This window comes from Xanthobacter sp. NM-25 (genome assembly GCF_022138605.1).
Classification (GTDB): domain Bacteria; phylum Pseudomonadota; class Alphaproteobacteria; order Rhizobiales; family Xanthobacteraceae; genus Xanthobacter.
Genome location: NZ_JACBFS010000001.1, coordinates 228,778 through 255,482, shown reverse-complemented (window position 1 = coordinate 255,482; position 26,705 = coordinate 228,778). Strand labels below are relative to the sequence as shown.

24 protein-coding genes are annotated in these 26,705 nt (G+C 68.1%); 12 read left to right on the top strand and 12 right to left on the bottom strand.

Annotated elements, in window-relative coordinates:
* Positions 1-154: 154 nt before the first annotated feature.
* Positions 155-1,522, top strand: a complete 1,368-nt coding sequence (gene gor, locus MEU52_RS01185; RefSeq protein ID WP_238121780.1) for a glutathione-disulfide reductase — start codon at positions 155-157, stop codon at positions 1,520-1,522.
* 68 nt (positions 1,523-1,590) lie between these two features.
* Here gor and MEU52_RS01180 read toward each other — a convergent pair whose 3' ends face one another.
* Positions 1,591-2,823 carry a multidrug effflux MFS transporter gene (locus MEU52_RS01180; protein WP_238121781.1) on the bottom strand — a complete coding sequence of 411 codons (1,233 nt, stop codon included), beginning with the start codon at positions 2,821-2,823 and terminating at the stop codon, positions 1,591-1,593.
* 313 nt (positions 2,824-3,136) lie between these two features.
* Between MEU52_RS01180 and MEU52_RS01175 the strand changes: the two genes are divergently transcribed.
* Complete coding sequence (locus tag MEU52_RS01175) at positions 3,137-4,573, top strand: class II 3-deoxy-7-phosphoheptulonate synthase (protein WP_238121782.1); 1,437 nt, start codon at positions 3,137-3,139, stop codon at positions 4,571-4,573.
* Positions 4,574-4,704: 131 nt separating this feature from the next.
* On the opposite strand, the gene MEU52_RS01170 is transcribed toward MEU52_RS01175, so the two are convergent.
* The 4 genes from MEU52_RS01170 to MEU52_RS01155 all read right to left on the bottom strand — a co-directional run bounded on the left by MEU52_RS01170 (position 4,705) and on the right by MEU52_RS01155 (position 9,683).
* The gene (locus MEU52_RS01170) at positions 4,705-5,775 is read right to left on the bottom strand and encodes a DUF3616 domain-containing protein (protein WP_238121783.1); all 1,071 of its coding nucleotides are present in this window, start codon (positions 5,773-5,775) and stop codon (positions 4,705-4,707) included.
* A gap of 224 nt (positions 5,776-5,999) precedes the next feature.
* A complete protein-coding gene (locus MEU52_RS01165) occupies positions 6,000-7,211 on the bottom strand; it encodes an ABC transporter substrate-binding protein (protein WP_238121784.1) in 1,212 nt (403 codons plus the stop codon).
* A 36-nt stretch (positions 7,212-7,247) separates the two neighbouring features.
* On the bottom strand, positions 7,248-8,054 hold the full coding sequence (locus MEU52_RS01160; RefSeq protein ID WP_238121785.1) for an SDR family NAD(P)-dependent oxidoreductase: 807 nt from the start codon (positions 8,052-8,054) through the stop codon (positions 7,248-7,250).
* 81 nt (positions 8,055-8,135) lie between these two features.
* Positions 8,136-9,683: an AMP-binding protein gene (locus MEU52_RS01155; RefSeq protein ID WP_238121786.1), complete on the bottom strand. Its 1,548-nt coding sequence runs from the start codon at positions 9,681-9,683 to the stop codon at positions 8,136-8,138.
* Between the two features lie 216 nt (positions 9,684-9,899).
* On the opposite strand from MEU52_RS01155, the gene MEU52_RS01150 reads away from it, so the two are divergent.
* Both MEU52_RS01150 and MEU52_RS01145 read left to right on the top strand, forming a co-directional pair.
* The gene (locus MEU52_RS01150) at positions 9,900-10,457 is read left to right on the top strand and encodes a helix-turn-helix domain-containing protein (RefSeq protein ID WP_238121787.1); all 558 of its coding nucleotides are present in this window, start codon (positions 9,900-9,902) and stop codon (positions 10,455-10,457) included.
* Between the two features lie 40 nt (positions 10,458-10,497).
* On the top strand, positions 10,498-10,938 hold the full coding sequence (locus MEU52_RS01145; protein ID WP_238121788.1) for a DUF6790 family protein: 441 nt from the start codon (positions 10,498-10,500) through the stop codon (positions 10,936-10,938).
* Between the two features lie 29 nt (positions 10,939-10,967).
* Here the strand turns inward: MEU52_RS01145 and MEU52_RS01140 are convergent, their stop codons facing one another.
* Positions 10,968-11,462: a GNAT family N-acetyltransferase gene (locus tag MEU52_RS01140; protein WP_238121789.1), complete on the bottom strand. Its 495-nt coding sequence runs from the start codon at positions 11,460-11,462 to the stop codon at positions 10,968-10,970.
* Positions 11,463-11,843: 381 nt separating this feature from the next.
* Here MEU52_RS01140 and MEU52_RS01135 point away from each other — a divergent pair, with 381 nt between their 5' ends.
* From MEU52_RS01135 to MEU52_RS01125, 3 genes are all read left to right on the top strand, one after another.
* Positions 11,844-12,302 carry a PACE efflux transporter gene (locus MEU52_RS01135; RefSeq protein ID WP_238121790.1) on the top strand — a complete coding sequence of 153 codons (459 nt, stop codon included), beginning with the start codon at positions 11,844-11,846 and terminating at the stop codon, positions 12,300-12,302.
* Positions 12,303-12,417: 115 nt separating this feature from the next.
* Positions 12,418-13,395 carry a glutathione S-transferase family protein gene (locus MEU52_RS01130; RefSeq protein ID WP_238121791.1) on the top strand — a complete coding sequence of 326 codons (978 nt, stop codon included), beginning with the start codon at positions 12,418-12,420 and terminating at the stop codon, positions 13,393-13,395.
* An 84-nt stretch (positions 13,396-13,479) separates the two neighbouring features.
* The gene (locus MEU52_RS01125; protein WP_238121792.1) at positions 13,480-14,181 is read left to right on the top strand and encodes a VIT1/CCC1 transporter family protein; all 702 of its coding nucleotides are present in this window, start codon (positions 13,480-13,482) and stop codon (positions 14,179-14,181) included.
* A gap of 9 nt (positions 14,182-14,190) precedes the next feature.
* Here the strand turns inward: MEU52_RS01125 and MEU52_RS01120 are convergent, their stop codons facing one another.
* Both MEU52_RS01120 and MEU52_RS01115 read right to left on the bottom strand, forming a co-directional pair.
* Positions 14,191-15,378 carry an FAD-dependent monooxygenase gene (locus MEU52_RS01120; protein ID WP_238121793.1) on the bottom strand — a complete coding sequence of 396 codons (1,188 nt, stop codon included), beginning with the start codon at positions 15,376-15,378 and terminating at the stop codon, positions 14,191-14,193.
* Between the two features lie 33 nt (positions 15,379-15,411).
* Positions 15,412-15,687, bottom strand: coding sequence for a zinc-finger domain-containing protein (locus tag MEU52_RS01115; RefSeq protein ID WP_238121794.1), 276 nt, complete (start codon positions 15,685-15,687; stop codon positions 15,412-15,414).
* A gap of 517 nt (positions 15,688-16,204) precedes the next feature.
* Between MEU52_RS01115 and MEU52_RS01110 the strand changes: the two genes are divergently transcribed.
* Positions 16,205-18,037: an ABC transporter ATP-binding protein gene (locus tag MEU52_RS01110; protein ID WP_238121795.1), complete on the top strand. Its 1,833-nt coding sequence runs from the start codon at positions 16,205-16,207 to the stop codon at positions 18,035-18,037.
* 119 nt (positions 18,038-18,156) lie between these two features.
* Here MEU52_RS01110 and MEU52_RS01105 read toward each other — a convergent pair whose 3' ends face one another.
* Entirely contained in the window at positions 18,157-18,339 is a 183-nt protein-coding gene (locus MEU52_RS01105) for a YegP family protein (protein WP_238121796.1), read from the bottom strand.
* A gap of 148 nt (positions 18,340-18,487) precedes the next feature.
* Here MEU52_RS01105 and MEU52_RS01100 point away from each other — a divergent pair, with 148 nt between their 5' ends.
* The 4 genes from MEU52_RS01100 to MEU52_RS01085 all read left to right on the top strand — a co-directional run bounded on the left by MEU52_RS01100 (position 18,488) and on the right by MEU52_RS01085 (position 21,943).
* Positions 18,488-19,762, top strand: coding sequence for a hypothetical protein (locus MEU52_RS01100; protein WP_238121797.1), 1,275 nt, complete (start codon positions 18,488-18,490; stop codon positions 19,760-19,762).
* Positions 19,763-19,831: 69 nt separating this feature from the next.
* A complete protein-coding gene (locus MEU52_RS01095) occupies positions 19,832-20,584 on the top strand; it encodes an alpha/beta fold hydrolase (RefSeq protein WP_238121798.1) in 753 nt (250 codons plus the stop codon).
* A gap of 179 nt (positions 20,585-20,763) precedes the next feature.
* Positions 20,764-21,621: a serine O-acetyltransferase gene (cysE, locus tag MEU52_RS01090; protein ID WP_238122028.1), complete on the top strand. Its 858-nt coding sequence runs from the start codon at positions 20,764-20,766 to the stop codon at positions 21,619-21,621.
* Positions 21,622-21,730: 109 nt separating this feature from the next.
* Positions 21,731-21,943: a DUF3126 family protein gene (locus tag MEU52_RS01085; RefSeq protein WP_238121799.1), complete on the top strand. Its 213-nt coding sequence runs from the start codon at positions 21,731-21,733 to the stop codon at positions 21,941-21,943.
* Positions 21,944-22,152: 209 nt separating this feature from the next.
* On the opposite strand, the gene MEU52_RS01080 is transcribed toward MEU52_RS01085, so the two are convergent.
* The 3 genes from MEU52_RS01080 to fdhF form a co-directional block, all read right to left on the bottom strand.
* On the bottom strand, positions 22,153-22,383 hold the full coding sequence (locus MEU52_RS01080) for a formate dehydrogenase subunit delta (protein ID WP_238121800.1): 231 nt from the start codon (positions 22,381-22,383) through the stop codon (positions 22,153-22,155).
* Positions 22,373-23,257 carry a formate dehydrogenase accessory sulfurtransferase FdhD gene (fdhD, locus tag MEU52_RS01075; protein WP_238121801.1) on the bottom strand — a complete coding sequence of 295 codons (885 nt, stop codon included), beginning with the start codon at positions 23,255-23,257 and terminating at the stop codon, positions 22,373-22,375. Before fdhD ends, MEU52_RS01080 begins: the two co-directional genes overlap by 11 nt.
* A gap of 241 nt (positions 23,258-23,498) precedes the next feature.
* A complete protein-coding gene (fdhF, locus tag MEU52_RS01070) occupies positions 23,499-26,339 on the bottom strand; it encodes a formate dehydrogenase subunit alpha (RefSeq protein WP_238121802.1) in 2,841 nt (946 codons plus the stop codon).
* Between the last annotated feature and the right edge of the window lie 366 nt (positions 26,340-26,705).

Below are 26,705 nucleotides of genomic sequence, written 5' to 3'. Positions count from 1 at the left end.
CTGCCTTAGACCACCCCAGCCGCGGCCGAGGCAAGGGGGCTGCGGCGTCAAGGGTGCGGCGAGCGCAGCGGCGGCTTCGTTCTCCCATGGCTTGACGTGAGGCGGCGGGCAGACTTGTTTGGGCGCACCCTGTCGGCCGAGAAGGTGGAGCGCGATGTCTCGCAAAGAGGTGGATCTGTTCGTCATCGGGGGAGGCTCGGGCGGTGTGCGCGCGGCGCGGATCGCCGCCCAGCATGGCGCCAAGGTGATGATGGCGGAGGAGTATCGCTTCGGCGGCACCTGCGTGATCCGGGGCTGCGTGCCCAAGAAGCTGTTCGTCTACGCCGGCCGCTACGCCCACGACCTGGAAGACATGGCCGGATTCGGCTGGCGGGTGAGCGGTGTCGAATTCGACTGGCTCACCCTGATCGCCAACAAGGACAAGGAGATCGCCCGTCTCGAGGGGATCTACCAGCGCAATGCGGAAGGCGCCGGGGTCGAGACTGTCGCGTCCCGGGCGGTGGTGGTGGATGCCCACACGGTGCGGATCGTCTCCACCGGCGAGGAGGTGAGCGCGAAATACATCCTTCTGGCCACCGGCGGCCAGCCGGCCCTGGGGCCGGCCATTCCCGGCGCCGAACTGGCCATCACCTCCAATGAGGCCTTCAACCTGCCCCGCTTTCCGGCCCGCATCCTGATCCAGGGCGCCGGTTATATCGGCGTCGAGTTCGCCTGCCTGTTCCGGGCGCTGGGGGCCGAGGTCTCTCTCGTCTACCGCAGCCAGGGCGTGCTGCGCGGCTTCGACGACGAGGTGCGCGCCCATCTGATGCACGAGATGACCGCCGCCGGCATCCGCCTGCTGCCGGGCTTGTCGCTCAATGCCATCGAGCCGGAGCTGGAGGGCGGCGGCAAGAAGGTGAGCCTGTCCGACGGCTCCACGGTGGAGGTGGACGAGGTGATGCTGGCGATCGGCCGGCTGCCCAACAGCCGCAATCTCGGCCTGGAGGCGGCGGGCGTCGCCCTCGACAAGGTGGGCGCGGTGGTGGTGGACGATCAGTCCCGCTCCTCGGTGCCCTCCATCTATGCGGTGGGCGACGTCACCAACCGGGTGAACCTCACCCCGGTGGCGATCCGCGAGGGCCATGCTTTTGCCGATACGGTGTTCGGCAACAAGCCGTGGACGGTGGACCACAGCCTGATCCCCACCGCCGTCTTCTCCGAGCCGGAGATCGGCACCGTGGGCCTGACCGAGGAGGCAGCCCGCGCGGCCGGCCGTCCGGTGGATGTCTACAAGTCCGAGTTCCGGCCCATGAAGGCCACCCTGTCCGGCCGGCAAACCCGCATGTTCATGAAGCTGCTGGTGGATGGCGAGACCGACAAGGTGCTCGGTTGCCACATCGTCGGCGAGGGGGCGGCGGAGATGATCCAGCTCGCCGGCATCGCCCTCGGCATGGGCGCCACCAAGGCCGATTTCGACCGCACCGTCGCCGTGCATCCCACCGCGGCGGAAGAGCTGGTGACCATGCGCACCAAGGCGCGCTGAACCACGCGTCGGCGGCGCGCGCTGCGCGGGCCGCCGACATGCACGATCCGGCGTCTCAGGCCGGCGTCTCAGGCGTGGGCGAACAGGCGCCAGCGCTCCGACCACAGGACGGCCACGAGGGCGAGGCCGCACAGGATCAGATAGGTGAGGCAGAGCGGCATGACTGTGCCGTCGAAGGCGCGGCCGGACATGAGGGCGAGCCAGGCGGCAATCAGGGTGGTGTAGCTGCCGATGAACGACGAGGCGGTGCCCGCCACCGGCCCCAGCGGCTCCATGGCCATGGAGTTGAAGTTCGGCACCGTCAGCGCGAACAGGAACTGGCTGATGCCGATCAGGACGCAGAACAGCACCACCGGCGGGTGGCCGTCATAGCTGGCCGCCGCGATCACCAGCAGCACCGAGGTCAGCAGAAAGCCGCAGATGCCGCCATGGGACAGCCGGCGCATGCCGATGCGCCGCACCAGCATGGCGTTGACAAGGGACGCCAGCGCCATCACCCCCGCCACCGCCGCGAAGACGATGGGAAACAGGTGGCCGAGCTTGTAGACATCGGTTTGGAACACCTGTGAGGCCGAGCCCACATAGGACATGAGGCAGCCCATCATCAGCCCCATGGCGGTGGAATAGCCGATGGACCGGCGGGTGGTGACCGTGAGCTTGAGGCCCGAGAAGATGGCCCGCAGCGAGAACGGCATGCGATAGTCCGGATGCAGCGTTTCCGGCATGCGCAGGCCGAACCACAGGCCGAGCAGCAGGGCGAGGCCCACCATGGCCACGAAGATGTGGCGCCAGCTGCCGAACAGCAGGATGGCGCTACCCAGCGCCGGGGCGAGGATCGGCACCGCCAGGAACACCATCATAGCGAGCGACATGATGCGCGCCATCTCCCGTCCCTCGAAGCGATCGCGCACGATGGCCACCGCCAGCACCCGCGGCGAGCCGGCCCCCAGGCCCTGGATGACCCGGGCGACGATGAGCCAGGTGAAGTCGTCGGTGAGCAGCGCCATGACGCCGCCCGCCAGATACAAAGCCAGGCCCACCATCAGCACCGGTCGGCGCCCCACCACGTCCGACCACGAGCCGTAGAAGAACTGTCCGAGGCCGATGCCGATGAGATAGGCATAGACCGCCATCTGCACGTCATTGGGGTTGGTGAGGGAGAAGTGGCTTTGGATCTCGCCGAAGGCCGGCAGCAGATTGTCGATGGAAAAGGCGGTGATCCCCATCATCAAGGCGATGAGGGCGACGAACTCGACAAAGCCGGGAGCCGAGCGGGAGCCGGCGCGGTCGGGATGGGACATGACGCACTCGGGGAAGAGGTGTCCCGCAACAGACACTCAGGCAGGGAAGGGGCCCGGCAGACCCAGGTCCGGGGCGCACACTCATAGGCGAAGGCGGCGGGATTGAGAAGGGTTGGCGTGCGTGGTGGCCCTGATGCCGTGGTGGGGGTTGCGCAATGCAGCATCGATCCTAGGTTTATGGCGGCCCCCGCTGCCTTCCGGAAGTCATGCTGTTCGTGTATAAGCCCGCCTTCCGGCTGGGCGAACACAAGAGGAACGCCAGCCCGGGTCCGGCGAGGGGCAGTCCCTCACCGGGGAACAGATGGAGAGTCAAATGGTGACCCGCCCGCAATCCGCACCTCTCTCTGGCGCCCAGGCTCCCCGCCGCGCCGAAGGCTGGCGTCCGGATTCCTGGCGATTTTATCCTGGCGTCCAGATGCCCGAGTATCCGGACAAGGTGGTCCTCTCCGAAGTCGAGGCGAAGCTCGCCTCCTATCCGCCGCTCGTGTTCGCCGGTGAGGCGCGCAAGCTGAAGGCCGAGCTCGCCCGTGTGGCGCAGGGCGACGCCTTCCTGCTGCAGGGCGGCGATTGCGCCGAGAGCTTCGAGGAGCACTCGGCCGACAACATCCGCGATTTCTTCCGCGTCTTCCTGCAGATGGCGGTGGTGCTGACGTTCGCCGGCTCCTCGCCGGTGGTGAAGGTGGGCCGCATCGCCGGTCAGTTCGCCAAGCCGCGCTCCTCCGACCTGGAGACCGTGGACGGGGTGACGCTGCCCAGCTATCGCGGCGACATCATCAACGACATCGCCTTCACGGAAGCGGCCCGCGTGCCGGATCCGCGCCGCCAGCTCGAGGCCTACCGCCAGGGCGCGGCGACGCTGAACCTGCTGCGCGCCTTCGCCAATGGCGGCTATGCCAACCTCGCCAACGCCCATGCTTGGATGCTGGGGTTCGTGAAAGATTCGCCCCAGTCCTCCCGCTACCAGGAACTGGCGAACCGCATCACCGAGGCGCTGGACTTCATGCGCGCCTGCGGGATCGATCCGAAGAGCCATCCCGAATTGAGCTCCACGGATTTCTTCACGAGCCACGAGGCGCTCCTGTTGGGTTATGAGCAGGCCTTGACCCGGGTCGATTCCACCTCCGGCGACTGGTACGCCACCTCCGGCCACATGCTGTGGATCGGCGATCGCACCCGCCAGCCGGACCATGCGCACGTGGAGTATTTCCGCGGTATTCGGAATCCCATCGGCATCAAATGCGGCCCGTCGCTGACGCCGGAGGGCCTCATCCGCCTCTTGGACATCCTCCAGCCCGACAATGAGGCCGGCCGCATCACCCTGATCTGCCGCTTCGGCGCGGACAAGGTGGGCGACCATCTGCCGGCTCTGGTGCGGGCGGTTGAGAAGGAAGGCCGCACCGTAGTGTGGTCGTGCGATCCCATGCACGGCAACACCATCAAGGCGGCGTCCGGCTACAAGACCCGGCCGTTCGACCGGGTGCAGGCAGAAATCCGCGCCTTCTTCGACGTGCATGCGGCCGAGGGCACCTATCCCGGCGGCGTGCATCTGGAGATGACCGGCAAGGATGTCACCGAATGCACCGGCGGCGCCCGCGCCATCACCGACGAGGGGCTGCGCGATCGCTATCATACGTATTGCGATCCGCGCCTTAACGCGGAGCAGGCCATCGAGACCGCGTTCCTGGTGGCCGAGCTGCTGAAGCGCGACCGGCAGGCCCGTGGCCGCTCCCAGGTGGAAGCCGCGGAGTGAGCCGAAGCCGCTGAGTGAGCGGATGCGGCATGGGCAGACCTCGCCGGGCCTGATCGGGGCGCGCGGGGATCGCCAAGGCCGATGAAACGAGAGGCGCCCGGCGTGTCACACGCGCCGGGCGTTTTTCTTTTCTATTTCTTGATGATGAATTCGGCCGGCGCACCATCGGCCTTGCCGTCGAACAGCACCAGGACCCGATAGGAGGTCTCGTCTTCGCTGAGGACGAGCAGGGTTTCCGCCGCCATGTCGTCGGAGACCCCGGGCAGGGTGCCGAGGGGCTTGGCAGGGTCGCCCGCGACGCCGCTCCAGAACCACACCGCCGGCAGCGGGCGGGCGCCCGGTCGGCCGCAGGCCCCGCTGCGCTCGGCGCGCTCACTGCGCTGGTCATCACTGCGTCCGCTGAGGATGAGCACGCCGTCTCTCACGCGCGCCAGATCACGGATGCCGGCATTGTCGCCCAGGGCCAAGGGGGTGGCGGAGGTCGCGAGCGGGGTTGTGGCGTCGAACAGCCCGGCGAGGGGCACCTGGACCACGAAGGCGTGGCGGTCGATGCACGGGCTGCGCAGGCCGAACAGCGCGGTGCGGCCCACAACCGTCAATCCTTCGATGGTTATGCCGTTCTCGTTCAGCTGTTCCTCGGCAAAGCGCCCCACCTTCGGCAGGGCGCGCAGCGCCGCGCGCAGGCGGTCGGTGCGGGCGATCTCCGGGGCCGCGGTGTCGGCGCTAAAGGCGAAGGTCGGCTGGCCGGTCGCCGCATCCACTGGGAAACGCAGCACGAAGAAGCGAGAGGTCTGCAGCTTGCCGCCGCGGGACAGGCCGTGGGACCCGGTGACGTAGTAATGGCCGGGCGCGCCGGGCTGTTCGGGTGGGACGTAGGCGACGCCCTCCGCATCGAGCTCCTTCTGCTTGCCATTATTAATCACGGCCGGCAGCAGGCCGATGATGGCGCCGGGGGTGATGGTGCCGGTGCCAAGGGTGAAGAATTGGGCGAAGCGGCCTTCGTCGTTGACGGCGAGGCAATGGGGCGTTCCGGTCACGCAGGCCGCGCCGCTCAGCGCCTTATTGGCGGAGAGCGGCTTTCCGTTATCCGCCCCCGGCGCGAACGGTGGCGCCACGCTCCAGGGTTGTGAGGCGGGTATGATGTCCGCATGGGCGGCATGGAGACCAAGACCGAGCAGCGCAATCGTGACCAGGATCCGCAAAGCAGCCTCCCGCAAGGATAGTGCGATGGATAAATCTATATCAAAAGCTGTGTCTGACGCCTATCGGCCGCATCGCCCGCCAGGCTGAATATTTTCGATCATCTCTTTGTTGCGAAGACGAAAAGGCCCTCCACAAGGGAGGGCCTGGAGGTCCCGGGTCCGCCGGGCAGCAAAGGGGCAGAGGCCGCTTTTTCGTTGGCCGCTTTGTTACGTGCCCATCTTCCTTATTTGGCCTGGGTCACCAGCGGGCAGCCGCCATCGGCCAGCGGCCGGAAGGCTTCGTCGGCGGGAATGGTGGCCACCAGCTCATAGAGGTCCCAAGGGCCCTTCGAGTCCGACGGCTTCTTCACCTTGAACAGATACATGGGATGGGTCGCGCGGCCGTCGATGCGCACCTCGCCCTTGCCGAACAGCGGATCGTCGATGGGGGTCGTGCGCATCTGCGCCATCACCTTCGGGGCATCCTTGGTCTTGGCGTCCTTGATGGCGTTCAGATAGTGCATGGCGCTGGAATAGACGCCGGCCTGGGTGGAGGTGGGCATCTTGCCATTGAACTTGTCAGCGAAGCGCTTGGAGAAGGCGCGGGTGTCGTCGTTCAGGTCCCAATAGAAGGCTTCGGTGAGCAGCAGTCCCTGGGCCGCCTGGAGGCCCATGGCCTTCACGTCGGCCGAGAAGATCAGCAGACCGGCCAGGGACTGGCCGCCTTCGGTGATGCCGAATTCAGAGGCCTGCTTGATGGCGTTGATGAGGTCAGAGCCGGCATTGGCGAGGCCGATCACCTTGGCGCCGGACGACTGCGCCTGCAGCAGGAAGGAGGAGAAATCCGTGGCGCTCAGCGGATGCTTGACCGCACCCTTCACGGTGCCGCCGGCCTTCTTCACGGCGGCGGAGGCGTCGCGCTCCAGCGCCGCGCCGAAGGCGTAGTCGGCGACGATGAAGAACCAGGGCGTTCCGCCTTGGCGGGTCAGAGCGGCGCCGGTGCCGTTGGCCAGCGCCCAGGTGTCATAGGTCCAGTGCACGTTGTTGGGCGAGCACTTGGCGCCGGTGAGGTCGGACGAGCCGCCGCCGGAGATGATGAACACCTTGTTCTTCTCGCGCGTGACATCGCTCACCGCCAGCGCCACCGACGAGGTGGTCACGTCCATGATGGCGTCCACGCCGTCCTGGTCGTACCACTTGCGGGCGATGGCCGAGCCGACATCCGGCTTGTTCTGGTGGTCGGCGCCCACCACCTCGACCTTGAAGCCCTTGTTCTTGGCCATGAAATCATCGGCGGCCATCTGCGCGGCCACCACCGAGCCGGGCCCGGAAATGTCGGCATAAAGCCCGGACATATCATTGAGGACGCCGAGTTTCACAGTGCTGTCATCAGCCCGCACAGTGGAAGTGGCGAGGCCGCAGAGTGCTGCTGCCAGCAGCAGAGAACGCATTTTCATATTATTCCTCCCGATAGGGACAACTGTTACTGCATCTCAGGCCATTTTCAAGGTGACGCCGCCATCCACCACCAGATCGAGCCCGGTGACGTATTTGGATTCATCGCTGGCCAGGAACAAAGCCGCGTGGGCCACATCCCATGCGGTGCCCATGTGGCCCATGGGCACCTGCGCGTCGCGGGCCTTCCACATGGCCTCCACGTCGCCCCCCGCATAGCTCTTGGCGAGCCCGGCGGAGACCTCCACCATGGGCGTCTTCATGAGGCCGGGCATCACGCAGTTCACGCGGATATGCTTGGGCGCATATTCCACCGCGGTGGTGCGCGAGAGGTGGTTCATGGCCGCCTTGGTGGCGTAATAGGTGGCGTAGGGCACGCCGGTGTAGCGCAGAGAGGCGATGGACGAGATGTTGATGATGGAGCCGCCGCCCTGGCGCTCCATGATCGGAATGACATGCTTCATGGCCAGGAAGCAGCTCTTGAGGTTGATCTGGAACATGCGGTCCCAGGTCTCCTCCGGCAGCTCCACCACGCCGCCCACTTCGGCCAGGCCCACATTGTTGTCGAGCACGTCGATGCGCCCGAAGCGCGCCGCGCAGGCGGCCACGAAAGCCGCGATGTCCTCATGCTTTCCCACATCCGCCTGAAAGGCTTCCGCCTCGCCGCCCTCGGAGCGGATGATCTCGACGGTTTCCGCCGCCGCGTCCGGGTTGCGATCCACGCAGAAGACCTTGGCGCCCTCGCGGGCGAACAGCACGGCGGTCGCCTTGCCATTGCCCCAGCCAGGCCCTGCCGAGCCCGCGCCGACCACCAGCGCCACCTTGCCGGATAGCCGCTCTCCCATGATGTTCTCCTCCTGATGGTTCGTGCCCGCCCGTGTCTCCAGGCGTGGCGGCGCGCCGTTTCGCGACGCGCGTCATTGGTCTCAAGAGGCTGTGCCGCGGGCGGCGATCTCGGCCCGCAGCACGGTCTTGAGGATCTTGCCGTAATTGCTCTTGGGCAGTTCCTCGCGCCGCTCGTAGCGCTTGGGGCGCTTGAAGCGGGCGATGTGGGCGAGGCAATGGGCGTCGAGCTCGGTGTCGGACACATCGGCGCCGGGGGCGGTCACCACATAAGCGACGACATTCTCGCCCCATTCCGGGTCCGGCTCGCCCACCACGCAGACCTCGCTGACCGCCGGATGGGTCAACAGCGCCTCTTCCACCTCGCGCGGGTAGATGTTGGTGCCGCCGGAGATGATCACGTCCTTGGAGCGGTCGGTGAGGGTGAGGAAGCCGTCGCCATCCAGCCGGCCGAGGTCGCCGGTGAACAGCCAGCCGTCGCGGATGGCATCGGCCGTGGCCTTGGGGTTGCGCCAGTAGCCGAGCATCACGGGCGATCCCTTCACCAGGATCTCGCCGGTCTCGCCGGCCGGCACCGGCGCGCCGCTGGCGTCGGCGATGCGCACCTCCACCACGCTCTGCGCCGTGCCCACCGAGGCGAGGCGGGCGCGGCCGGTGGGGGTCGCCGTGTCGGCATGGAAGGCGCGGGCGAGGGCGGTGATGGTCATGGGGCTTTCGCCCTGGCCATAGATCTGCACGAAGCGCTGGCCCATGACGGCGATGGCCTCTTCGAGATCGGCCAGATACATGGGCGCCCCGCCATAGATGATGGTCTTGATGCCGGTGCCGGTCTCGCCCCGCTTCTTGGCCGCATCGGTGAGGCGGCGGACGATGGTGGGGGCGGCGAAGAAGGTGAGGTTGCCCAGCGCGTGGCCGAGATCGAGCACCTCATCCGCATCGAACCCGCCGGAGGCGGGCACCACGTGGCGGGCGGCCACCCGCACATGGATGAAATTGTAGAGCCCCGCCCCATGGGACATGGGGGCGGCATAGACGATGGCATCCTCGGGCCGCGCCGTGTCCACATCGGCGAGATAGGCGAGCGACATGGCCACCATGTTGCCGTGGCTCAGCATCACCCCCTTGGGACGGCCGGTGGTGCCGGAGGTGTAGAACAGCCAGGCGAGATCGTCGGCCTCCCGCGGACAGGGTTCGCCGAGAGGGCCATTGACGAGCGTGCGCATGGCCTCGAATTCCGCGCTGTCCACATCCACGAGCTGCGGCAGGCTCTCGCTTTCGGCCACCTCGGCCAGCGCCTCGAGCGTGTGGTCGGCGGCGAAGGCGAGGCGGGTTTCCGCATTGGCGAAGATCCAGGCGGCCTCGCGGCCGTGCAGTTTGGCGTTCACCGGCACCGCTGCCGCGCCCGCCCACCAGATGCCATACAGGCATTCCAGGTAGCGGGTGCGGTTGGTCATGAACACGCCGATGCGGTCGCCGGGCGCCACGCCGTAGGTGGTGGTGAGCGCGCGGGCGATAGCGGCGGCGCGCCGGGCGAAAGTGGCGTAGTCCGCCTCCACGGTGGTGCCGCACAGCAGGGCCGGGGCTTCAGGGTGGAGATGGGCGCTTGCGAGCAGCCAGCGGGCGACGTTCATCGCGCAGGCCGGGCCAGATGGGCGCAAGAAGGGCGGGGGGCGGCAATGCGGCCGCAGCGCTGTGGCGTCATGGATCCTTCCCGGGGGGAGCGATGCTCCCCGTTTCCTGCCTGAGGGCGCGCCGGTGGTCCGGCGTCGCGTATTGTGTGCCGCCAGCAAAGCCCGGGTGACAGGGCCGCGGCAATGCGTAAAATTACGTGATGCGATGGGGGGAGCATGAGCGGCGACGATCAGGATCTCGCGATTGGTTTCCTGGAGGCCCCGGTGGCCCTCGCCTTGTCGCGCCACCGCATCATTCAGGCTTGCAATGGCGCCTTCGCCCTTTTGTTCGGCCATGCGGCGGATGCGCTCATCGGCCGCTCCCTGGTGCAGATCTACCCATCGGTGGATACCTTTGCCGATGTGGTGGACCGCTGGATGGCGCCGCTGCGGGACCGCGGGCAGTTCGTCGACGAGCGCTTCATGCGGCGCAGCGACGGTGAATTATTCTGGTGCCGGGTGGCGGGTCGCACCTTGACCCCGGCCGACCCTCTGGCGCGGGCGGTCTGGAGCTTCACCGAGCTGCCGACCCCGGCCCATCTCGATGGCGCCCTGTCGCGGCGGGAGCGGGATGTGGCCTGCCACGTGGCGCGCGGGCGCACCTCCAAGGAGATCGCCAAGCTGATGGGCCTGTCACCGCGCACGGTGGAAGGTCATCGCCTGCGCCTGATGCGCAAGCTGAAGGTGCGCAACGCCGCCGAGCTCAACGCCCGCATCAAGGGCGGGCTGGGCTGAGCCCCGCGCCGGGCATGGTCATACCGAATGGAGGGGGCGGATGTATCTCGCTGTCATCGTGCTGACCATGCTGGCGCTACCGCTGCTGGCCACCGTGCTTGAGCTGGCGGTGGGGGGCGGGGCGCCGGCGGCGGTGGCGCTCGGCTGGTTCGTGGTCTTCGGCATCGGCGTGCGGCTGCTGCTGGCGGGGCTGAAGCAGATGGCCCAGCCGGACTTCACCGCGCGCCTGCTCGATATTGCGGATCCGCGCGCGCGGGTGGTGATCCGCGAACTGGGCTTCGCCAACACGTCCATCGCCTTGTTGGCGCTTCTCTCGGTGGTCTCGCCCGCCTTCACCGTGCCGGCGGCCGTCACCGGCGCGCTGTTCTTCGGTCTCGCCGGCCTGCAGCATGCGACCGTCAAGGCGCGCAACGGCAAGGAGACCATTGCCATGGTTTCCGACCTCGCCCTGGCGGCGCTGCTGCTGGCGCGGATCGGCTGAGGGCCGAACTCCGTTTCAACCGTTCAGCTTTAACCATTCACTTGGCCGGAGACCCCGGCGAAGGCGCCCTCCACCAGTTCCGCCACCAGCAGGCGGGCGGGGTCCACCGGGCCGGGCAGGGTGACGGCGCCGGGGGGCACCCGCTTGAAGCCGAAGCGGGCATAATAGGGCTCGTCCCCCACCAGGATCACCAGCCGGTGGCCGGCGGCGCGGGCGGCGGTGAGGGCGGCATCCATCAGCCGCGCGCCGATCCCTACCGATTGAAACGGCGGCTCCACCGTCAACGGGCCCAGCAGCAGGGCGGGTGTGCTGCCGATATGCACGGCCGTGAGCCGCACCGAGCCCACCAGCATGGTGCCCACCCGCGCCGTGAAGGAGAGCGCGCGGGCGTGCCCCACCTGCTCGCGGATGCGGAAGGCGGTGCGGGCGAACCGGCCGGGGCCGAAGGTGCGCGCATGCAGCCGGTCGATGGCCGTATCGTCGTTGGGTGTCTCAAGGGCGATGGTGAGCGGAAGTTCGGTCATGGGGCCGGGAATCTGATCTCAGGCGGTGCGATCGCCGGAGGCGCCGGACAAAGGCCGGACGGGTCGCGGGGCGGGCGCACACGGGGCGAAGGGGCGGGTGGAGGCTTGCGAAAGGGCGCCAGGCGAAAAGGCGCGATCGCGCGCGAAAGGCACGTCACATCCTATCGTCGTCGCTGCAGCCGCACGCCCATCTCTGCTGTCCTGCCCGCTATCTCTCTCCGGACACGCAGCGCCGATAGCATGGCGGCCGGCCCGGGTCCAGCGGCTGTGGTTCCCCCGTGCGGGCCGACGGCGCCTTTTCCGCGCGCAACGCGGCGTTGCGGCGCGGTGGCCGCTTCGCATAGGGTGCCGGCACTGTCGCTTCAGTGGACCACGGAGAGCATGTCACCACTCATCCGCCGCACCCTTTATGTCGTCCTGTTCGAGGCGGTCGGGGTGGTGTTCGTCAGCCTCGGCCTTGCCGTGTTCGCCGGTCATGAGGTGGACCAGACGGTGGGGGTGGCCATTGCCAGCTCCACCATCGCCATGGTCTGGAATTTCGCCTTCAACAGCGTGTTTGAAGCCTGGGAGCGGCGACAGAGCGTGCGTGGCCGCAGCTTTCGACGCCGCGTGGCCCATGCGCTGGGGTTCGAGCTCGGCCTGGTGCTGCTGCTGGTGCCGCTGATGGCCTGGTGGCTCGACGTGTCCCTGCTGGAAGCCCTGGTCTACGATATTGGCCTGGTAGCCTTCTTCGTCGTCTACGGATTCAGCTTCAACCTGGCATTTGATACGGTCTTCGGCCTGCCGGCCTCTGCCCGCCCGCTGGAGGCGCCGACGGAGGGAACCTCGCGCGGCGCCTGAGGGGCGCGCGGGTTTCTGCATCGCTGCAAGCGGGCTTTTCCGCCGTGGGGCTGGCCAGCCGCGCGCTGGCGGGGCAAGAGGAGCGCAGGCTTCACCGGTCAGCGGAGGAACGCGCATGGGCCTTCTCGTCGACGGCGTCTGGCACGACCAATGGTACGACACCGCGGCCACCGGTGGCCGGTTCCAGCGGCAGGCCTCCCGCTTCCGCAACTTCATCACCGCCGACGGCGCCTCGGGCCCGACCGGGGAGGGCGGCTTTCCCGCCGCGGCCGGCCGCTATCACCTCTATGTCTCGCTGGCCTGCCCCTGGGCGCACCGCACCTTGATCATGCGGGCGCTGAAGAAGCTCGACGCGGTGATTTCGGTCAGCGTGGTCGATCCTTTCATGGGGAGCGAGGGCTGGACCTTCGATGCGCCTGAACCGCTGCTGGGCAAGACCCGGCTGCATGAGATCTACACCGCCGCCGACCCCACTTATACTGGCCGCGTCACCGTGCCGGTACTGTGGGACAAAGAGCGGGCCACCTTCGTCAGCAATGAATCGGCGGAGATCATCCGCATGTTCAACAGCGCCTTCTCGGCGTTCACCGATGTGACGGACGATTACTATCCCGAGCCCCTGCGCCCGGCCATCGATGCCATCAATACGGTGGTCTATGACGAGGTGAACAACGGCGTCTACAAGGCCGGCTTCGCCACCACCCAGGCCGCCTATGAGGAGGCGGTGGGCGTGCTGTTCCGCCGGCTCGATGCCCTGGAGGAGATCCTGGCCGGCCAGGCCTATCTGGCCGGCGATGCCTTCACCGAGGCGGACATCCGCCTGTTCACCACCCTGGTGCGGTTCGATGCGGTCTATGTGGGGCACTTCAAGTGCAACATCCGCCGCATCGCCGATTATCCGAGCCTATCCAGCTACCTGCGCGCGCTCTACCAGCGCCCGGAAATCCGCCCCACGGTGAATTTCACCCATATCAAGCGGCACTATTACGAGAGCCACAAGACCATCAACCCCACCGGCATCGTGCCCCTCGGCCCGCTGCTGGATCTCGACGCGCCCCATGATCGGGATCGCTTTCGGAGTCGCGTCTCCTAGTTTGAAATTCCTCTAAAGTGTCGTACGGCTGTCAGCGCCCGTGTGCAGGAAGGGTCTGTTCCGGCGATCATTTAGAGGCTTTGCGTGAACCCGCACCATCCCCATTCCGAACGCCATCTGGTGGATCGCATCGGCTGGCTGCGCGCCGCCGTGCTCGGCGCCAATGATGGCATCATCTCCACTGCCAGCCTCATGGTGGGCGTCGCCTCCGCCGCCAATTCGGCGGAAGAGGTGCTGGTGGCGGGCATCGCGGGCATCGTCGCCGGCGCCATGTCCATGGCCGCCGGCGAATACGTCTCAGTGAGCTCCCAGGCCGATACGGAAGAGGCGGATCTCGCCCGCGAGCGGCGCGAGCTCGCCACCATGCCCGAGCATGAGAAGCGTGAACTTGCGGCCATCTATGTGGAGCGGGGTGTCGCGCCGGATCTGGCCCTGCAGGTGGCCGAGCAACTCATGGCCAAGGATGCGCTGGGCGCCCATGCCCGCGACGAACTGGGCATTTCCGAGGTGGTGGCTGCCCGCCCGATCCAGGCGGCGCTCACCTCTGCCGCCACCTTCTCCGGCGGCGCCATCGTGCCGATCATCGCCGCGGCGGTGACGCCCCATCATCTGCAGGCCATCGTCATCTCGGTGGTGTCGCTGGTGCTGCTGGCGGTGCTGGGTGCGGTGGGCGCGAAGATGGGCGGGGCGAGCGTGCTCAAGCCGACGGTGCGGGTGGCCTTCTGGGGCGCGCTCGCCATGGCGGTCACCGCCGTCATCGGCCATCTGGTGGGCGCGGCGGTGTGAGCGGCGGCGTCAGGCGGCGTAAATCCAATCGTAGCGGTCGAGCAAAGCGTTGCCCTGCCGGCGGATCACCAGATCGCGGGCAAAGCGCGGCGGGCCGGAGAGGTGGTAGATGATGCCGTTGCGCCGCGCCTCGCGCTGGATGCGGGCGGTGCGGCTGCGGCGGGCCGCCTCATAGGCCTTCAGCGCGGCGCCGGCATCGCCATGGGCGGAAAGGGCCGCGGCCAGCGCCGCTGAATCCTCGATGGCCTGGGCGGCGCCCTGGGCGAGGAATGGCAGCATGGCGTGGGCGGCGTCGCCCAGCAGGGTCACCCGGCCCGAGCTCCAGCGCGGCAGCGGGTCGATATCGTAGAGGCCCCAGCACAGGAAGTGCGGGGCGCTCTTCAACAGCTCGCGGACCTCGGGGGCCCAGCCGGCGAATGCCGCGTGCACCGCGGCGCTGTCGCCCGGCGCGTTCCAGCGCGCCACCGGCTGGGGCTCGTGGACGATGGCGACGAGATTCAAGGTGGTGCCGCCCTTCACCGGATAGCACACCAGATGGGCGTTGCGCCCGAGATAGAGCCGCACCTCGGAGGGATAGCCGGCGGGCAGGTTCACCGTGGCGCGATAGGCGACACGATGGGCGAATACCGGCGCCGCCATGGCCCCCATATGGGCCCGCACCGCCGAGCGCACGCCATCGGCCCCCACCAGGATGTCGGCGCCGTGGGCGATGAGATCGCCGCCTTGGTTCACCACCGCGCGCACGCTGCCGAAGGCGGGCTCCACACTGGTGAGATCGGCCCCGAGGGCGATGGCGCAGCCGGCTTCCCGGGCGGCTTCCGCCAGCAGGTTCTGCAGATCGGCCCGGTGCACCACCAGGAAGGGAGCGCCGAAGCGGCTGGCGGCGGGCGCATAGTCCGCCCGCGTCAGCGGCGCGCCGCTGCGCCCGTCGCGCACCTCCAGCGCCAGCGGCGCCACCGCCACCTCCTGGAGGCGATCGAGAAGCCCGAGATCCCGGATGATTCGCGTGGCGTTGGGCGTGAGCTGGAGGCCGGCGCCTACCTCGCGCAGCTTCTTCGCCCGCTCGACCACCTGAACGGCGAGCCCTGCCCGCCGCAAGGTGAGGGCACAGGCGAGGCCGCCAATGCCGCCCCCCACCACCACCGCGCTGCGGGCGGCGGTCTTCGGCCGGGGGCGAAAGGGAATGGGATCTGTCATGGTCACGACCGCCGGCTCGGGCCGGCTGATGGTTCAGGCGGCAGAGCGCGCGTCGCCCTCATGAGCGTCGCCCTCATCATGCCACACACACGCCGCCGGCTGGGCGGCGCCGGCGGCAAGGGCCGGATTGTAGCGGTAGAGGGTGGAGCAATAGGGGCACACCTTCTCGGTGTCATCGCCGAGATCCAGGAAGATGTGCGGATGGTCGAACGGCGGCTTCGCGCCGATGCACATGAACTCCTTGCTGCCCACCTCGATGACCGTGAGGCCGAGGTCGTTGCAGAAATGAGGAATGCCGGTGTCCGCCATGGTCCTGCCTGTAAAGGATCTAGAAAGCCGGCGCGACCTTACCCCCTGAGCCGCACGGATGAAAGGGGGCCCGCGGGCGCACCGGGCGCGGATGCGCCATGCGGATGGCGCCGGGGTTGAAGAGCACGGCGCGCTCAGTTAGCCTTGCCACTTACGTTCCACGCAGCAAGGGAGGATGGATCCATGCCGCATGCCCGTATCGTCCTCTCTTCCGTCGCGCTCTCCTCGATCCGCGCCCTTTTGGCGCGTGCGAACGTGCCGGTGGCGTCCCATCGCCAGCCGGCATGATGGGCGCAGGGTGAGACGGATCGCTCGAGGCCGATAGCCCGCAGTTGATCGCTCGCACGTTGGAAAAGCCCGTCGCTGGTTTCCCGCCCGGGTCGTCGCGGTCCCGCTTGTCGTCGCTGCGCCGTCTTTCCGCTCCATCGGTTTTTCATTCCACAGGTCGCGCCGTCGCAGTGTTCGCGCGCGACCTCATCAGGGCCGGTGGGCGCCGCGGGCGCTGCCGGATTTGGTCATGTCGCTTCTCTTCTCCAAAAGGCGGTCCAAGAGCCGGTCCAAGAGCCGGGGCCGGAACCAGGCCGGTGCGGTCCTCGCCTTCCTGTGGCGCCATTGGCGCCGGCGTCCGGGGCTCATCGTCGCCACCGGCAGCGCGGTGCTGGTCTCCACCCTCGCCGAAGTGCTGGTGCCGGTGTTCGCCGGACGGCTGGTGGAGGCGGTGGCATCGACCGCGCTGACGCGGGATCAGGCCCGCGCGGCGGCGGTCGACGCCTTCCTCGTCATGCTGGTACTGGGCGCGGTGATGCTGGTGGCCCGGCACCTGTCGTTCATGGCCATCGTGCGCCTCACCCTGGGTTCTATGGCGGACATCGCCGCCGAGGCATTCGCCCGGGTGCAGCGCTTCTCCGCCGACTGGCATGCCAACAGCTTCGCCGGCTCCACCGTGCGCAAGATCTCGCGCGGCATGTGGTCGCTCGACCTTCTGGACGACACCCTGCTGGTGGCGCTGTTGCCCTCGGTGGTGGCGCTGGTGGGCTCGGCGGTGCTGCTGGGCTGGTTCTGGCCGGTGATGGGGCTGATCGTGGCGGTCGGGGCGGTCGGTTTCGTCGGCCTCACCCTGGTGCTGTCCGTGCACATGGTGGCGTCGCGGGCGCGGCTCTCCAACAGCTGGGACACCCGCATGGGCGGCGTGCTGGCCGATGCGGTGGGCTGCAACACGGTGGTGAAGGGCTTCGGCGCCGAGGCGCGGGAGGAGGCGCGCCTGTCCCGCGTGCTCGACAAATGGCGCGGTCGCACCCGGCGCACCTGGATGGCCGGCACCTGGGCCGGCACCCTTCAATTGGTGGCGCTCCTGGCGCTGCGCGCCGCCATCATCGGTGCGGTGCTGGTGCTGTGGTGGCGGGGGGAGGCGAGCCCGGGCGACGTGGCTTATGTGCTCACCACCTATTTCGTGGTGCATTCCTATCTGCGCGACATCGGCATGCATGTGCACAATCTCCAGCGCTCAGTGAACGACCTGGAGGAATTGGTGGGCCTGCATCACCAGCCGGTGGGCGTCGCCGACGGCAAGGATGCTGTACCGGCCCGCGTCAGCGAAGGCCGGATCGCGTTCGAGCACGTGACCTTCCATTATGGTGGCCACACGACGCCGCTCTATCGCGACCTGTCTGTGACCATTGATGCCGGCGAGCGGGTGGGCCTCGTGGGTCATTCGGGCTCCGGCAAGACCACCTTCGTGAAGCTCATCCAGCGGCTCTACGACGTCACCGACGGGCGGGTGAGCGTGGATGGCCAGGATGTGCGATCGGTCACCCAGGGCTCCCTGCGGCGCGCCATCGCGGTGGTGCAGCAGGAGCCCATCCTGTTCCATCGTTCGCTGGCGGAGAACATCGCTTATGCCCGGCCGGAGGCCGCGTTCGCCGAGATCCGCCGGGCGGCGGAGCTCGCCAATGCCTCGGGCTTCATCGACCGGCTGCCGCGGGGCTATGGCACGCTGGTGGGCGAGCGCGGAGTGAAGCTCTCCGGCGGCGAGCGCCAGCGGGTGGCGTTGGCCCGCGCCTTCCTGGCGGATGCCCCCATCCTGATCCTGGACGAGGCCACCTCCAGCCTCGATTCGGAATCGGAAGCGCTGATTCAGCAGGCCATGGAGCGGCTGATGGTGGGCCGCACCACCCTGGTCATCGCCCACCGCCTCTCCACCGTGCGCGCCCTTGATCGGCTGCTGGTGTTCGACAAGGGGCGCATCGTCGAGGAAGGCGACCACGACGCTTTGGTGCAGATCGAAGGCGGCCTCTATCGCCGCCTGTTCGAGCGCCAGGCCCTGGAGCTGGCCAAGGGGCTCGCCGCGTGAAGCGGCGAGCTTGTGGCGCACACCTCGGCTGTGTGCACACGAGCCGCTGCTCAGCCCACGCACAGACGGACCCGTCGGGCAGTCGTCGCCCCGGGGGGCCTTCCGGGGGCGGACACCGTTCAGGCGGGATTACAGGTCATCCCGTTACGACGCGCATTGGCGATGCAATCAGCTTTGTGTGCATAGCCTTCGGTGGAAGCGCCGACCACGCGGCCATTCGATGCCGTGCGGCGCCAGCGCCATCCCGTCGCGCTGGAATAGACCTCCCAAAGATCGCCTTTTGCGTCTCTGCAACTGTCCATGGTTCACGTTTCCCCAATTGGTTGTGCAACTATAAAATGTGATTCTTGTTACTTAATCAAATAAGTTGTGTCGCATGCTGGTGGCCCCCTAGCGGCGTCATGCTCGTTGCCACGCCCTCTCGCCACAATCCGCCGCTAGATGGGCGGGATGTTGCGCCTGTTCGCCCTGTTCACCGTTCTCGCCAGCCTCATCGGCGCGGCGCCCTGGCTGTTACCGGTGGCGAAGAGCAGCGTGCGGCTGATCGCGGCCCATGATGATCCGGCTACCCTGGCGGATCTCGGCCTTGCCGGCTTCGATACAGCGGCGGCAAGCCGCGCCATTGCGGATGCTCTGGCCGCCGATGACGGGGCGCTCGCCGCCTCCTTCGTGGAACTGGCGGACGCCCGTGGGGTGGTTCTTTCCCCCGAGCTGCGGGCGCAGGTGGCCGCTGCCAACAGTGGCACCGCTCAGGCGTGGCGCAGCGCCAAGGCGTTCGGCGGCGGCTTCATCACCGGCACCCCGGAGGATGCGGCGGGCCTTGCCGGCGCAGCGGTGGGTGATCTCACTTTATGGGGCGATCTGCGCGATGCCTCCCGCGAGGGGCTGAAGCTGGCCCGTGGCGAGGACCCCGACGAACTGATTCTCGGCCTCTCCGCTGCCGGCCTCGCCTTGAGCGCCGGCACCTATGCCACCCTCGGTGCCGGCCTGCCGGCACGGGCGGGGGTGACGCTGCTGAAGGGGGCCAAGCGGGCCGGCATGCTTTCCGCAGGCCTTGCCCGCAGTATCGGCCGGGCGGTGCGCGACAGCGTGGATCTCGCCGCCGTGCGCCGGCTGGCCAGCGGGACCGCGCCGGTGGACGCCGCCGCGCTCAAGAGCGTGGTGCGGGGCGAGCGCATGGGCCGGCTGGGGCGGATGGTGGAAGATGTCGCCACGGTGCAGGCCAAGGCCGGCACCCGCACCGCGCTGGACGGCCTGAAAGTGGCGGAAAATGGCGGCGACCTTCGCCGTCTCGCCCGCCTCGCCGAGGCCAAGGGCGGCCAGACCCTGGCTATCGTGAAAACTCTCGGCCGGGGCGCCTTGGTGGTGACCGGGGCGCTGCTGAAGCTGGTGGGCTGGGCCTTCGTTCTCATGGCCTACGCCTATGTGCTGGTGTCCACGCTGAACGGCTTCTGCGTCGCCTGCGCCCGTCGCCTCTGGCGGGGCGGGCGCCGCCGCAAGGCCGTGCACTCCGGGCACCGTCTTGATGCACGGGACATCCGCCTCCGGCCGTCGCCGGCCAACGGGGCCGTTTCGCAGGGACGCGACGGGGTGGACGGCGACGCGGATCAGGTCTTCGTCCGGGTGCAGCGGGCCCTCGATGGCGCGATGGCCCTGGCGGCGCGGGATGCGCGCCACGCCGCGGCGATGACGGCGGGGGTTGGCAGCCCGGCGCCGCGGTTCTAGGTTCCCGCACCTCCCCACGCCCCGGCAGGCCGCACACCCGTGTGCAGACGGCCCGCGCGAAAGAACGCCATGCCCCATTTCAATTCCGATGGCATCGACATCGCCTATCTCGACGAGGGCGCCGGCGATCCGGTGCTGCTCATCCACGGCTTTGCCTCCAACAAGGAGATCAACTGGGTCGGCCCGTCCTGGATGACGACCCTGAAGGGCGCCGGCTATCGGGTGATCTGCTTCGACCATCGCGGTCATGGGGCGTCCGGCAAGGTCTATGAGCCGGGCCTCTACAACACCGCCCGCATGGCGGAGGATGCCAAGCGGCTGCTGGATCACCTCCACATCCCCCGCGCCGACGTGATCGGCTATTCCATGGGCGCGCGCGTCGGGGCCTATATGGCGCTGCTGTTTCCGGATGCGGTGCGCTCCCTGGTGCTGGGCGGGCTCGGCATCCATCTGGTGGACGGTGTGGGCCTGCCCCAATCCATCGCCGATGCCATGGAGGCGCCGAGCGTGGAAGCCATCGCCGACCCCATGGGCCGCATGTTCCGCACCTTCGCCGATGCCAACAGGCAGGACCTGCGGGCGCTGGCCGCCTGCATCCGCGGCTCGCGCCAGGTGCTGAGCCGGGACGAGGTGGCGCGCATCTTCCAGCCGGTGCTGGTGGCGGTGGGCACCCGCGACCAGGTGGCGGGCGATCCCCGGCCGCTGGTGGAGCTGCTGCCCGATGGCGAAGTGCTGGACATTCCCAACCGCGACCACAACCCGGCGGTGGGCGACAAGGTGTTCAAGCAGGGCGTGCTCGACTTCCTGAAGCGGCGGCCCTGAGCACGGCGCACCCGCGATGCCCCTCTCGCGGCGCTGCGGCATGTGCTAAAAGAGAGGGGATTTCCCGGCGCTGCCGGATGACCAGATTGAAGGAGGCAGGCATGGCGCAGACACCGGTGCCGGTTTCGCCCGCACAGCTTCAGGATCAGGCCGTGAGCCCCGTTACGCCGTCCATCGAGATGGACACCAGCACGGTGCGGCTCACCAAGGCGCCGGCGGATCGCTGGCACGACGTGGTGGATCCCGTGTGGGCGCGGGTGCGGGCCGAGGCGGAGGACGTGGTAGGTCGCGAGCCGGTGATGGCTGCCTTCCTCACCGGCGCCATCCTCGGGCAGCCGAGCCTCGAGGCGGCCATCGGCCAGCGCATCGCCAGTCGCCTGGATCATCCCGACGTGCCTGCGCCGGTGCTGCAGGCGGCCTATCTGGAGGCGACCACCGACGACAAGAGCATCTCCCAGGCGCTGCGCGCGGACGTGATGGCGGTGGTGGATCGCGACCCGGCGGCCACGCGGGCGCTGGATCCGGTGCTGTATTTCAAGGGTTTCCACGCTATCCAGACCCATCGTCTGGCCCACTGGCTGTGGCAGCGCGGCCAGCTGGATCTGGCGCTCTACCTGCAGAGCCGGGCCTCATCCGTCTACGGGGTGGATATTCACCCGCAGGTGCCCATGGGGCGCGGCATCTTCTTCGATCATGCCACCGGGGTGGTCATCGGCATGACGGCGGTGATCGAGGACGACGTGTCCATCCTTCAGGGGGTGACGCTGGGCGGCACCGGCAAGGAGACCGGCGATCGCCATCCCAAGATCCGCCGGGGCGTGCTCATCGGCGCCGGCGCCAAGGTGCTGGGCAATATCGAGGTGGGCCGTTGCGCCCGCGTCGCCGCCGGCTCGGTGGTGCTGAAGCCGGTGCCGCGCAACACCACGGTGGCCGGCATCCCGGCCAAGGTGGTGGGCGAGGTGGGTTGCGTGGAGCCCTCGCGCTCCATGGACCAGATGTTCGAGGACAGCTTCATCTTCGCCGGCGCCGATATCTGAGCGCAAAGACGACGCCGGCGCACTGATAACTGGGATTTGTGCGCCGTCCTGCCTTGAATGCGCCCGGCTGCACGGCCATAAGGCGGCGGTCCGACTTCAGGAGGCCCTCTTGGACAAAAACGACATCGAATCCGTGCAGCGTTATCTGCGCAACAAGTTCGGTAATCCGCAGATCAAGGTGGTCGCACGGCCCAAGAAGAAGGACTCCGCCGACGTGCTGCTCGGTGACGAGGACATTGGCGTCATCTTCGAGGACAAGGAAGACGGCGACCTCTGCTATCATTTCCAGATGACCATCTTCGATATCGATCTCGAAGACTGATGAGCCGGCGCCGGCACCTTCAGGTCTCGGGGCGAGGGGCGAAAACGGTCGCCCGCCCCGCACCGATGGTGAGGTCGCCGGATCGGATCGCTGCGGTGGCGCCACCGCAGTGCGGCCCGTCTCCCAGAGCGGGCGGCGAGATGTGATCGCCGGTGATTCGGCGGGCCCGGACCGGCGGTCCGGCCCGTCAGGTGCGCCGCGTTAGACGTTCAGGCCGCCTTCACCGGCGGCAGGCCGTCCACCGCTTCCTTGGCGATGGGCGAGAGGCCGGCGCCGCCGGCCGCCGCGTGGGCGGTGATTTTGGCGCGCATGCGCGGATCCCAGAATTTGGCGATGTGGGTGCGGGTCGCCACGACCGCGGCATCGTGCTTCTGCTGGGCGAAGGCGGTGGCGATCTGGTTGGCCATATAGACCAGCTTCTCATCGGAATTATGCGACATCGGGGGACCGCTCCTGGGCGGGATCGAGCGCGATGCGCCCGGCATGGGTGAAGATCTCGAAGCCGTCGGCACGCACGATGGCGCACAGGGTGAGGCCCGCCGCGTCCGCCGTGCGCAGCGCCAAAGCGGTGGGGGCGGAGACGGCGGCGATGATGCTGGTGCCGAGCACCGCCGCCTTCTGCACCATCTCGATGGAGACGCGGCTGGTGAGCAGCAGCACCCCGCGCGCCGGGGTGAAGCCTTCCAGCGCCGCGCGGCCCACCAGCTTGTCGAGGGCATTGTGGCGGCCCACGTCCTCGCACACCGCGCGAATGCCGAGGCCAGGCTCGTAATAGGCGGCGGCGTGCACCGCCCGGGTTTCGTGGTTGAGCGGCTGGCGCGGCGAGAGAGCGGCCATGGCGGCGAGGATCTCGGCGGGCGCGATGCGCGGGCCGGTCTCCACCCGTGCCGCCGGCTTCACCGCCTCGGCGAGGCTCTCCACCCCGCACAGGCCACAGCCGGTGGGCCCGGCCAGCGCCCGGCGGCGGGCGGAGAGGCTGCGCATTTTATCCTCGGCGATCCACACCCGCGCCTCGATGCCGTCCTCCACCACGATCTCCTCGATGGAGAGGATGTCGGCGGGGCTGGCAACAATGCCCTCGGTGAGGGCGAAGCCCAGCGCAAAGGCGCGGATATCGGTGGGGCTCGCCATCATCACCGCATGGGTGGTGCCGTTGAAAGTGAGGGCCACCGGGGTTTCCTCCGGCACCGCACGGCTGCCCGTGGTGACGGTGCCATCGCGCACCTGCACGCGCGCCACCCGCAACGCCGGGGGCGGCGCGGAAAGGGGCGTCTGCGAACCATCGCAGATGTGGGGCGCGGGGAGCTCGGTCATGACGCTGGCGACCTTCGGTCGGGGGTCCTCTGTCGGGCCCATCGGGGCCGTGGTGTGTGTTCGAGGCGGACGCCCTTGCCGCCGGTGAACCCTCTCCCGCGTGCGGGGGAGGGCAGGAGGGGGCGGAGCCTTTCCGCTGACCGCCCCGCTGGGCTTGAGGCCGGCTGGCCCCCACCCCAACCCTCCCCCGCAGGTGGGAGAGGGAGTGGTGTTGCGCCCGGGGCGGGCGGGTGGCGCCGGGCTACTCTGCGGCTTCGGCGGCGATGCGGCGGCTCTTGCGGCTCAGGTCCTCATATTCCTCCTGCCACGGGGTCGGGCCGTTGGAGCGGGAGACCTGCACGGCGGTGACCTTGTATTCCGGGCAATTGGTGGCCCAGTCCGAGAAGTCGGTGGTCACCACGTTGGCCTGGGTCACCGGGTGGTGGAAGGTGGTGTAGACCACCCCCGGCGCCACCCGCTCGGAGATCACCGCCTTCAGGGAGGTGGAGCCCGAGCGGCTTTCCAGCTTCACATAATCCCCTTCGTGGATGCCCCGGTTCTCGGCATCGGAGGGGTGGATCTCCAGCACGTCTTCCGGATGCCAGGCGACGTTCGCGGTGCGCCGGGTCTGGGCGCCCACATTGTATTGGGAGAGGATGCGCCCGGTGGTGAGCAGCAGCGGGAAGCGCGGCCCGGTCTTCTCGTCGGTGGGCACGTATTCGGTGAGCATGAACTTGCCCTTGCCGCGCACGAAGCCGCCGATATGCATCACCGGGGTGCCCGTGGGCGCCTTCTCGTTGCAGGGCCACTGCACCGAGCCCAGCTCGTCGAGCTTGGCATAGCTTACGCCGGTGAAGGAGGGGGTGAGCGCGGCGATCTCGTCCATGATCGCGCCCGGATGGGCATAGTCCATCTTGAAGCCCAGCGCGTTGGCGAGCATCTGGGTCACTTCCCAGTCGGCATAGCCGTTCTTCGGTGCCATCACCTTGCGCACCCGCTGGATGCGGCGTTCCGCATTGGTGAAGGTGCCGTCCTTTTCCAGGAAGGTGCAGCCCGGCAGGAACACGTGGGCGTAATTGGCGGTCTCGTTCAGGAACAGGTCCTGCACCACCAGGCATTCCAGGGCGGCAAGGCCGGCCGAGACATGCTTGGTGTCGGGATCGGACTGCAGAATGTCCTCGCCCTGCACATACATGCCCTTGTAGGTGCCCTCCACGGCCGCATCGAACATGTTGGGAATGCGCAGGCCCGGTTCGTCGTCGAGATGCACGCCCCACATGGCCTCGAATGCGGCGCGGGTGGCATCGTCGGAGATGTGGCGATAGCCCGGCAGCTCATGGGGGAACGAGCCCATGTCGCACGAGCCCTGCACATTGTTCTGCCCGCGCAGCGGGTTCACGCCCACGCCCTCGCGGCCGATGTTGCCGGTGGCCATGGCAAGGTTGGCGATGGCCATCACCGTGGTGGAGCCCTGCGAGTGCTCGGTGACGCCGAGGCCGTAATAGATGGCCCCGTTGCCGCCGGTGGCATAGAGCCGGGCGGCCCCGCGCACCAGCTCCGCCGGCACCTTCGTGTATTTTTCCACCGCCTCGGGGGAGTGGCGCTCATCGGCGACGAACGCCGCCCACTCCTGGAAATCCTCCCAGTCGCAGCGCTCGCGCACGAAGGCTTCGTTCACCAGGCCCTCGGTGACGATCACATGGGCCAGCGCGGTGACGATGGCCACGTTGGTGCCGGGCTTCAGCGCCAGATGGAAGGCGGCCTCGATATGGGGCGAGCGCACGATGTCGGTGCGGCGCGGATCCACCACGATGAGCTTGGCGCCCTCGCGCAGCCGCTTCTTCAGGCGCGAGCCGAACACCGGGTGGCCGTCGGTGGGGTTGGCGCCGATGATCAGCACCACGTCGGACTGTTCGACGCTGTCGAAATCCTGGGTGCCGGCGGAGGTGCCATAGGTCTGCGAGAGGCCGTAGCCGGTGGGCGAGTGGCAGACCCGGGCGCAGGTGTCCACATTATTGTTGCCGAAGCCGCCGCGGATCAGCTTCTGAACGAGGTAGGTCTCTTCATTGGTGCAGCGGGACGAGGTGATGCCGCCCACCGCGCGCTTGCCATACTTCTCCTGGATCCGCTTGAATTCCGAGGCGGCGTATTGGATCGCTTCCTCATAGGTCACTTCCTGCCACGGCTCGGAGATGGATGAGCGGATCATGGGCTTCAGGATGCGGTCCTGGTGGGTGGCATAGCCATAGGCGAAGCGGCCCTTCACGCAGCTGTGGCCCCGGTTCGCCTTGCCGTCCTTGTAGGGCACCATGCGCACCAGCTCGTCGCCGCGCATCTCCGCCTTGAAGGCGCAGCCGACGCCGCAATAGGCGCAGGTGGTCACCACCGCATGCTCGGGGGTGCCGATTTCCACCATGGACTTCTCATTGAGGGTCGCGGTGGGGCATGACTGCACGCAGGCGCCGCAGGACACGCATTCGGAGGTGAGGAAGGGCTCGTTCATGCCCGGCGACACGCGGCTGTCGAAGCCCCGGCCGGAAATGGTCAAGGCGAAGGTGCCCTGCACCTCCTCGCAGGCGCGCACGCAGCGATTGCAGACGATGCACTTTGATTTTTCATAGGTGAAATAGGGGTTGGATTCGTCCTTCCCCAAATGCGTGTGGTTCTCGCCCTCATAGCCGTAGCGCACGTCGCGCAGGCCCACCACGCCGGCCATCTCCTGCAGTTCGCAATCGCCATTGGCGGAGCAGGTGAGGCAGTCGAGCGGATGGTCGGAGATGTAGAGCTCCATCACCCCCTTGCGCAGCTGCTTCAGCCGCTCGGTCTGCGTCTTCACCACGATGCCGTCGGCCACCGGGGTGGTGCAGGAGGCGGGGGTCCCGTTACGGCCCTCGATCTCGACGAGGCACAGGCGGCAGGAGCCGAAGGCATCCAGCATGTCGGTGGCGCACAGCTTGGGGATCTTGTTCCCCACCTCCATGGCCGCCCGCATGATGGAGGTGCCTTCGGGCACGCTCACCTGCATGCCGTCGATCGTGAGTGTCACCAGCTTCTCGGATTTGGAAACCGGCGTGCCGTAGTCGATGTCGGAGATGAGGGACATGGGGCGTTCCTCTCAGGAAGGACGATGGCGCCGGGGGCGCGGAAATGGTGTCGAGCCGTCGAACCCTGCAGCGCCGTCACGCTCCGGCTCGACCGGAGCATCCATGGCGCTGCGGGTGCCGGCTGCGGCGGCGATGGGCCCTCCGGTCAAGCCGGAGGGCGACGGGGGGGCGAGCGGCGACGGGGGGAGGAGCGGTGACAGCGGTGGAAAGGCGGATGTTGGCGATCGGCGCGGCCGTCGCGTCACGCCCTGCCAAACCCCGCAGTCATGCAACAAGCCGCCGTCATGCAACAAACCACCGTCATGCTCCGGCTTGACCGGAGCATCCAGGACACCGCGGCTGCCGGCGGAGGCGGCGGTGGGCCC

Coding starts and splice junctions, on each gene's coding strand:
- gor (WP_238121780.1), top strand. CDS start 155: ATGTCTCGCAAAGAGGTGGATCTGTTCGTCATCGGGGGAGGCTCGGGC.
- MEU52_RS01180 (WP_238121781.1), bottom strand. CDS start 2,823: ATGTCCCATCCCGACCGCGCCGGCTCCCGCTCGGCTCCCGGCTTTGTC.
- MEU52_RS01175 (WP_238121782.1), top strand. CDS start 3,137: ATGGTGACCCGCCCGCAATCCGCACCTCTCTCTGGCGCCCAGGCTCCC.
- MEU52_RS01165 (WP_238121784.1), bottom strand. CDS start 7,211: ATGAAAATGCGTTCTCTGCTGCTGGCAGCAGCACTCTGCGGCCTCGCC.
- MEU52_RS01160 (WP_238121785.1), bottom strand. CDS start 8,054: ATGGGAGAGCGGCTATCCGGCAAGGTGGCGCTGGTGGTCGGCGCGGGC.
- MEU52_RS01155 (WP_238121786.1), bottom strand. CDS start 9,683: ATGAACGTCGCCCGCTGGCTGCTCGCAAGCGCCCATCTCCACCCTGAA.
- MEU52_RS01150 (WP_238121787.1), top strand. CDS start 9,900: ATGAGCGGCGACGATCAGGATCTCGCGATTGGTTTCCTGGAGGCCCCG.
- MEU52_RS01145 (WP_238121788.1), top strand. CDS start 10,498: ATGTATCTCGCTGTCATCGTGCTGACCATGCTGGCGCTACCGCTGCTG.
- MEU52_RS01140 (WP_238121789.1), bottom strand. CDS start 11,462: ATGACCGAACTTCCGCTCACCATCGCCCTTGAGACACCCAACGACGAT.
- MEU52_RS01135 (WP_238121790.1), top strand. CDS start 11,844: ATGTCACCACTCATCCGCCGCACCCTTTATGTCGTCCTGTTCGAGGCG.
- MEU52_RS01130 (WP_238121791.1), top strand. CDS start 12,418: ATGGGCCTTCTCGTCGACGGCGTCTGGCACGACCAATGGTACGACACC.
- MEU52_RS01120 (WP_238121793.1), bottom strand. CDS start 15,378: ATGACAGATCCCATTCCCTTTCGCCCCCGGCCGAAGACCGCCGCCCGC.
- MEU52_RS01115 (WP_238121794.1), bottom strand. CDS start 15,687: ATGGCGGACACCGGCATTCCTCATTTCTGCAACGACCTCGGCCTCACG.
- MEU52_RS01110 (WP_238121795.1), top strand. CDS start 16,205: ATGTCGCTTCTCTTCTCCAAAAGGCGGTCCAAGAGCCGGTCCAAGAGC.
- MEU52_RS01105 (WP_238121796.1), bottom strand. CDS start 18,339: ATGGACAGTTGCAGAGACGCAAAAGGCGATCTTTGGGAGGTCTATTCC.
- MEU52_RS01100 (WP_238121797.1), top strand. CDS start 18,488: ATGTTGCGCCTGTTCGCCCTGTTCACCGTTCTCGCCAGCCTCATCGGC.
- MEU52_RS01095 (WP_238121798.1), top strand. CDS start 19,832: ATGCCCCATTTCAATTCCGATGGCATCGACATCGCCTATCTCGACGAG.
- cysE (WP_238122028.1), top strand. CDS start 20,764: ATGGACACCAGCACGGTGCGGCTCACCAAGGCGCCGGCGGATCGCTGG.
- MEU52_RS01080 (WP_238121800.1), bottom strand. CDS start 22,383: ATGTCGCATAATTCCGATGAGAAGCTGGTCTATATGGCCAACCAGATC.
- fdhD (WP_238121801.1), bottom strand. CDS start 23,257: ATGACCGAGCTCCCCGCGCCCCACATCTGCGATGGTTCGCAGACGCCC.
- fdhF (WP_238121802.1), bottom strand. CDS start 26,339: ATGTCCCTCATCTCCGACATCGACTACGGCACGCCGGTTTCCAAATCC.